General features: G+C 74.4%; 5 protein-coding genes. 3 read left to right on the top strand and 2 right to left on the bottom strand.

Annotated features, from left to right (window positions below; translation table 11 throughout):
• Nucleotides 1–1050, bottom strand: a 1050-nt coding sequence (locus VNL12_RS19625) for a L,D-transpeptidase family protein (RefSeq protein WP_325596889.1), incomplete at its 3' end; no start/stop codon positions are given.
• Nucleotides 1051–1163: 113 nt separating this feature from the next.
• On the opposite strand from VNL12_RS19625, the gene VNL12_RS19620 reads away from it, so the two are divergent.
• From VNL12_RS19620 to VNL12_RS19610, 3 genes are all read left to right on the top strand, one after another.
• Complete coding sequence (locus VNL12_RS19620) at nucleotides 1164–3494, top strand: hypothetical protein (protein WP_325596887.1); 2331 nt, start codon at nucleotides 1164–1166, stop codon at nucleotides 3492–3494.
• Nucleotides 3495–3695: 201 nt separating this feature from the next.
• Entirely contained in the window at nucleotides 3696–4121 is a 426-nt protein-coding gene (locus tag VNL12_RS19615; RefSeq protein ID WP_325596885.1) for a DUF4214 domain-containing protein, read from the top strand.
• Nucleotides 4122–4234: 113 nt separating this feature from the next.
• Complete coding sequence (locus VNL12_RS19610; RefSeq protein WP_325596883.1) at nucleotides 4235–4936, top strand: hypothetical protein; 702 nt, start codon at nucleotides 4235–4237, stop codon at nucleotides 4934–4936.
• 155 nt (nucleotides 4937–5091) lie between these two features.
• On the opposite strand, the gene VNL12_RS19605 is transcribed toward VNL12_RS19610, so the two are convergent.
• On the bottom strand, nucleotides 5092–6225 hold the full coding sequence (locus tag VNL12_RS19605; RefSeq protein ID WP_325596881.1) for a nitronate monooxygenase family protein: 1134 nt from the start codon (nucleotides 6223–6225) through the stop codon (nucleotides 5092–5094).
• Nucleotides 6226–6333: the final 108 nt, after the last annotated feature.

Raw genomic sequence — 6333 nt, 5'->3', positions numbered from 1 at the left:
GTTCTCGGCCCCGGCCGGCGGGGGTGCAGCCGGGCCGCCGGGCGGGGGCACCGGCGCGCCAGGTCCGGTGCCGCCGCGGAACACCGCAATGGGCTCACCGTTCGCCACCAGGCTCTGGAAGTAGGTCGAGATGTGCATCGGGATGCGGACGCAGCCGTGGGAGGCGGGGCCGTCGGGCACCGACGGAGCGCCGTGCACGGCGATGCCCCCGTTGAAGTACACCGGGTCGTAGAGCACGCCCAGGGGGGCGTGGCGCTCGCCGACGATGCGGCGCTGGTAGCGGTAGTCGCCGAGGGGGGTCACGGCATCACCGCAGTTGCCGTCCTCGCAGTAGGCCACGCCCGAGCCGCTCGACACGTGGGTGACCAGCTCGAGCACCCCGTCGCCCCAGACGAGCAGCACCTGGCGGTCGAGGTCGATCTCGGTGTGGGTGGGCCCCAGGTCGGGGCGGAGCATGGCGATCGGTGGCGCCCCGAGGATCTGCGCCTCGAGCTCGGGCGTCACCACGCCGTCCTTCCCGAGGCCGTGGAGGGCCTGGAAAGCCCACACCGCCATGGTGGTGCTCAGGCCGAACTGCCCGTCGGGCTCGCCGGGGTCGAAACCGAGGCCGTCCAGCGCCACCTGCAGGGCCTCGGTGCGCTCGCCCTCGGCGCCGCCTGAGAGGTTGCCCTCCTCGACCGGCGCCGTCGTGGTGGTCGGCGGCGGCGGCGCCGTCGTGGTGGTCGGCGGCGGCTCGGTCGTGGTGGTCGGCGGCGGCGGCTCGGTCGTGGTGGTCGGTGGCGCCGTCGTGGTGGTCGGAGGCGGCTCGGTCGTGGTCGTGGGAGGCGCCGTCGTGCGGGGCGCGGTGGTGCCGGGGGTCGCGGTCTCGGCGGGGGCAGGGCTCGACGGGGCGGTGGCCGCCGAGGTCTCGGGACCGCTGGTGCTCTCGGTGGGGGCCGCGGCGCCTCCGGTGGCCTCGGTGCGGTCAGTGCCCGACGAGCAGGCGGAGGCGACGACGAGAAGGGCGACGGCGAGCCAGGTCGATGCGGATGGCAGGCGTTGGCGTGGCATGGTGCAGGGAGTCTTGCCGACGCAGCCGCCGCGAGGCCATCGCATCACCGGGGACGCATCCCCGGTGTGCGATCCTCGACGGTGGCGTCCCCGGCCGCCAGCCTCGACATGCCGTGACCTTGCCCCCCTTCCCGCCGCCTCCGCCCCTGCACGGGATCGTCCGCCCGGACCCGCCGCCGCCCGGCGTCGACCCCACCGCCGATCGCATGCTGGCGGCGGCCCGGGCCGGCAGCAACCGCGCCTGGGCCGCCCTCCTCGAGCGCCTCGACCCGGAGGGCCGGCGCCTGGCCCACCTGGTGCTGGGCGGCCACGCCGTCGACGAGACCCTGTTGGCGGCCTACGTCCGGGCCTACCGGGCCCGTCGCAAGGGCTCCGATGACGGCACCGCCTTCCTGCTCCACCACGTCTGGATCGCGTGCGGCCACGAGATCCGCCGCCGCCAGCGCCGCCAGGACCCCGCGCCCGGCCGGCGCGCCGTCCGCGATGATCGACCCGACCGCCTCGGCGGCGACCCACTGGCCCTCGCCGTCACCGACCTGCGCCCCGAGGAGCGAGCGGTGTGGGCCCTCGTGGAGCGCGCCGGGTTGCCGCCCGAGACCGTCGCCGAGGCCCTGGGCGTGTCACCCACGGTCATCACCGGGGTGGCCGACCGGGTCAGGGATCGGCTCGATGCAGCCGTGCCCGACGCAGAGGCCGAGGCCTCTGTCTCCCTCGACGACTCCGGAGCGGGCGTCGAGGCGGACGACCTCCCAGGCTCCCATGACCACCAGGCCGTCGCCGCCGACGAGTCCGACGATGAGGCCCACGACCACCAGGCCGTCGCCGCCGACGAGTCCGACGATGAGGCCCATGATCACGAGGCCGTCGCCGCCGACGAGCCCGACGAGCCCGACGAGCCCGACGAGCCCGACGATGAGACCCACGACGAGCCGGGGGGCAACCAGGAGGAGGACGCCGCCGAACCGTTCACCGGTGCCCGGTCCGACGAGGCCACCAGCCTCCACGACGCCCTCCGTGCGGGCACCGACCGCGGGCCCGACGAGGTCTCAGGGGACCAGGACGGGGGTGGGCTCGACCCGGACCCCGTGCCGCCGACGTTCTGGCCCGAGCTGGGACGACGGCTCCGGGTCGAGCGCGAGGCGCTTCCCGCCGTGCCGCCACCGAACCTGCCCGAGCCCGGCGGCCCGTCGCCGTCGCTCACCCCGGCCAAGGCGCCCCCGGTCGCCATGCAACGCCGGGCGCCGGCGCGCGCCCGCAAGAAGCGGCCCGACCTGGTCGAAGGGCTCGTCGATGAGGCGGATCGCCAGCGCGCGCCCCGGAACTGGCCCCGACTGCTGGCCAAGGGCATCGCCGCGCTGGTGGTGCTGGGCGCGCTGGGTGCCCTCATCGCAGGCCTCTACCTGGCGGCGTCCAACGCCCGCACCCCCGTGCGGGGCGACAGCGTGGCCGACGTCGGGCGGCGCAGCATGGGCGTCCTCGCCGAGGGCACCACATGGTCAGCCACCATCGAACGCATGGCCGTCGACGGTGAGGGCGAGCGCAGCGATGCGACCTTCGAGGTCATGGTCGGGGCCGACGGGTCCTTCCGGGTCGCGGATGGCTCCATCTCTCGCCTGACCACCTACGACGCCCGGTCCGCGACGTTTCGCGACACCGTGACCGGCTCCCCGCCCCGCGACGAGCAGGGGGTCGCACCCGGGCCGCCCGACCCGTCCCCCCTCCGAGCCGACCTGCCCCTCGACGACCTGGGCATCGCGGCCCGGGCGGTGTCCGGCGAGGACGACGAGGAGCCCGAACGCACCGAGGTCAACGGCCGCGCCGTGCTGCGCCTGACGGGCACCCTCGCGGACGAGACCGCCATCAGCTACCTCGTGGACGCCGAGGACCTGGTGCCGGTGAGGATCACCTGGACCCGCGGCGGCGAGACGATCCGCGAGCTGCGCTTCCGCGACGTCGTCCTCGACGTCGCGGAACCCAGCTTCACCCAGTCCGTGCCCCCGGAGGCTCCCCCACCGGTCGACCGGGGCTTCGCACCGCTCGCGATCAGCGAGCTCCAGGGCCGCATCGACCTGGCGCCGCTCACCCCCGACTACCTGCCCGGGGGCAGCGACACCTTCGTGTTCACCGGGGCGGCGGTGAACGAGGCCAGCCGGATCGTGTCGCTGCGCTACGCCTACGGTCCGCAGCAGCTCGTGATCACCGTGCGGCCATCACCGGTCGAGGCGGGGGAGGTGTGGGACGACCCGTTCGACCGCGGCGAGGCCGACGTGGTGCCCGAGGAGATCACCCTGGGCTCGGGGCCCTTCCGCGACGTCTCCTCCCGGATGGTGGCCGGCGGCACCGCCCTGCCGTCGATCTGGGGCGCGGATGGCGAGGTGGCCTTCACCGTCGCCGGCGACCTCTCCCCCGACGACCTGCAGCGCGTCGCCCGCTCGCTGCGCTGAGCTGCGGCGCACCCCTCACCCCACTCGACGGGGGCGACATCACAACCGCGCTCCGTAGTCCTCATCGGCCACGATTCGGGTCGCACGATCTCGTGGGTCGTCAACTGCTTCCTGGTCTCCAAGGAGTTCGGCCTGGCGGTCAGCCCCGTCGCCCGACTCGCCCTCGCCTGCTTCGGCTCTCCCCCCGCCTACGGCGACCTGATGGCGTGGGCCGGACGGGTCCGGAGCGGTGACAGCCTCGAGGTGATCGCCGGAGACGTGACGACCAGGGCGGGCTTCGCCGCCCGGTACGGGTCGCTCGGTGGTGCCGCGTTCGTCGACGCCGCCCACCGCAACGCCACCGGCGCGGCACCCACCGCGACCTGGGCCAGCACGTGGACGGACCGCCTGGCGGCCGGCACCGCCACCCGAGCCGAGGTCATGGCGGCCATCGCTGCCCTCCCGGCCGCCGTCACCCGCCTGCGCCCCGAGGTCGAGGTGATGATGACCTACGCCGGGCTGCTCCGCCGGGCACCTGATGCCAGCGGCTACGCGTTCTGGCTCGACAAGGTCCGGGCCGGCACATCGATCCAGCGTCTGATCGCCCAGTTCTTCGCCTCGGCCGAGTACCGACGCCGCTTCGCGTGACGGTGAGGCGGCGGGCGTCGGCCCCACCCGACGCACCGTCGTGCCGCCGGCGTACCGTCTCCCGATCAGGTGGCCGGTCACCACGAGCCCGGCCCCGCCTCGGAGGAGACACCATGGCCCCGATCGACCCCGCCGTGCTCGTTCAGACGCGCCTCGACCTCCACGCCGTGGCCGAGCACGTCTTGATGGCCGACCTGCACCACCACACCGGACGCATCGGCCTGCGGGGCGCCCCGGGCGGCTTCGCCACACCGGTGTACGAGACCCGAGCCGGCGCCCGGCGGCTACGGGTCGAGCACACCGAGGTCGTAGCCGAGCTCGACGGCGCCCCGGTCGGGCGGGCCGCCCTCACGACCCTGGGTGAGATCCGCGAAGCCCTCGGCATCGAGGCGCCGACGCCGACCGACCTCTACCCGCTGGCGACCGACGCCGACGCCGGGCGCGCCCTGCGGGTCGACCGGGAGGCGGCGGACCTCGTCGCGACCGTGTTCGCGGCCACCGACACCGCCCTGGGCACGCTCCGGGCCGAGGCCGCCGCCGAGCGCGAGGGCGGCGATGCCGGGCTCCCCACCGCCCAGCTGTGGCCCGAGCACTTCGATCTGGCCGTCACCATCGACGAGGTCAACTACGGAGGCTCACCCGGCGACGCGGAGCACGAGGAGCCCTACCTCTACGTGGGACCCCATGCCCTGCCGCCGCCCGACGGCACGCTCTGGAACGAGCCCTTCGGCTCCAGCCGCCCCGCCCTCCCGCCGCCGACCGGGATCGAGGCCCTGGAGTTCTTCCGCGCCGGACGGGCGGCCCTCTCCCCTTGACCGGTCAGCCCCGGGCCGCGCCCACCAGCACGCAGCGGGTCGCGTCGTAGATCGTGGGCATGCACTCGTTGCAGTGGGTGCAGAGCCCCTCGCGGCGCAACCCCGTCCCGTCGCTTCTCGACAAGGTCAGGCTCGCAGGGCCCGCGCCGCCATGGTCAGGCCTCGGCGGCGGCGGTGGTGAGGACGTTCAGGCGCTCGACGGCGTCGAGGTACTCCTCGACCAGCCGCTGGATGACCGCCGCGGTCTTCTCGACGCGGTCCATCTGCCCCACGACCTGGCCGACCGGGTTGAACATCACCGACACGGCCTTGTCGGAATAGCGGTGGCTGCGGGCCACGCAGTCGCCCGAGACCATGTACTGGAGCGGCATGGGCAGGGGGTCGGGCGCGTCGGGCGTCGACCACGCCTCGGTCCACTCCGTCTTGATCATGCGGCACGGCTTGCCGGTGAAGGACCGGCTGCGCACGGTGTCGCGCGACGTGGCGTCGAGCAGCTGCTGCTGCTGCGCCGGGGGCAGGTCGGCCTCCTCGACGGTGAGCCACAGCGACCCGGCCCACACCCCCTGGGCCCCCATGGCCAGGGCGGCGGCGATCTGCTGGCCCGACCCGATGCCGCCGGCGGCGAGCAGCGGCGTGGGCGCGATGGCCTGGGCGATCTGGGGCCAGAGCACGATCGAGCCGACCTCGCCGGTGTGGCCGCCGCCCTCGCCGCCCTGGCCGATGACGATGTCGACCCCGGCCTCCTTGTGCTTGAGGGCCTGGTAGGGCGAGCCGCAGAGGGCCGCGACCTTCACCCCGGCGTCGTGGATGAACTCGATCACCTCGACCGGTGGGGTGCCCAGGGCGTTGGCGATGAGCTTCACCTTGGGGTGGTCGAGGGCGACCTTGATCTGGGGGGTGGCGGTCGCCTCGGTCCAGCCCAGCAGCTGCATCGAGTTCGACTCGTCGGCGGGCAGCTCGGGCACGCCCCGCTCGGCGAGCAGCTTCCGGGCGAAGTCGACGTGGCCCTGGGGCACCATGTCGCGGAGCGTCTGGGCCAGGTGCTCGGGGTCCATGTCGTCCATGCCCTCGTACTTGCCGGGGATGACGATGTCGACGCCGTAGGGCTTGTCGCCCACGTGCTCGTCGATCCAGGCCAGCTCGACCTCGAGCTGCTCGGGGGTGAAGCCGACGGCGCCGAGCACGCCGAAGCCCCCGGCGTTCGACACCGCGGCCACGACGTCGCGGCAGTGGGTGAAGGCGAAGATCGGGAACTCGATGCCGAGCTCGTCGCAGAGGGGGGTGCGCATGTCAGGGGCTCCTGGGGTCAGGGGTGGGAAGGGGACGGAGATGCGTGAGCCGGGCGACACGGACCCCGGCCATCGGGACTTTCGACGCGTGCACGCTCCCGGGAACGA

Source organism: Iamia sp. (genome assembly GCF_035575815.1).
Lineage (GTDB): Bacteria > Actinomycetota > Acidimicrobiia > Acidimicrobiales > Iamiaceae > Iamia.
Note: the sequence above shows the minus strand (reverse complement) of the source record. Positions and strands in the feature narration are given on the sequence as shown.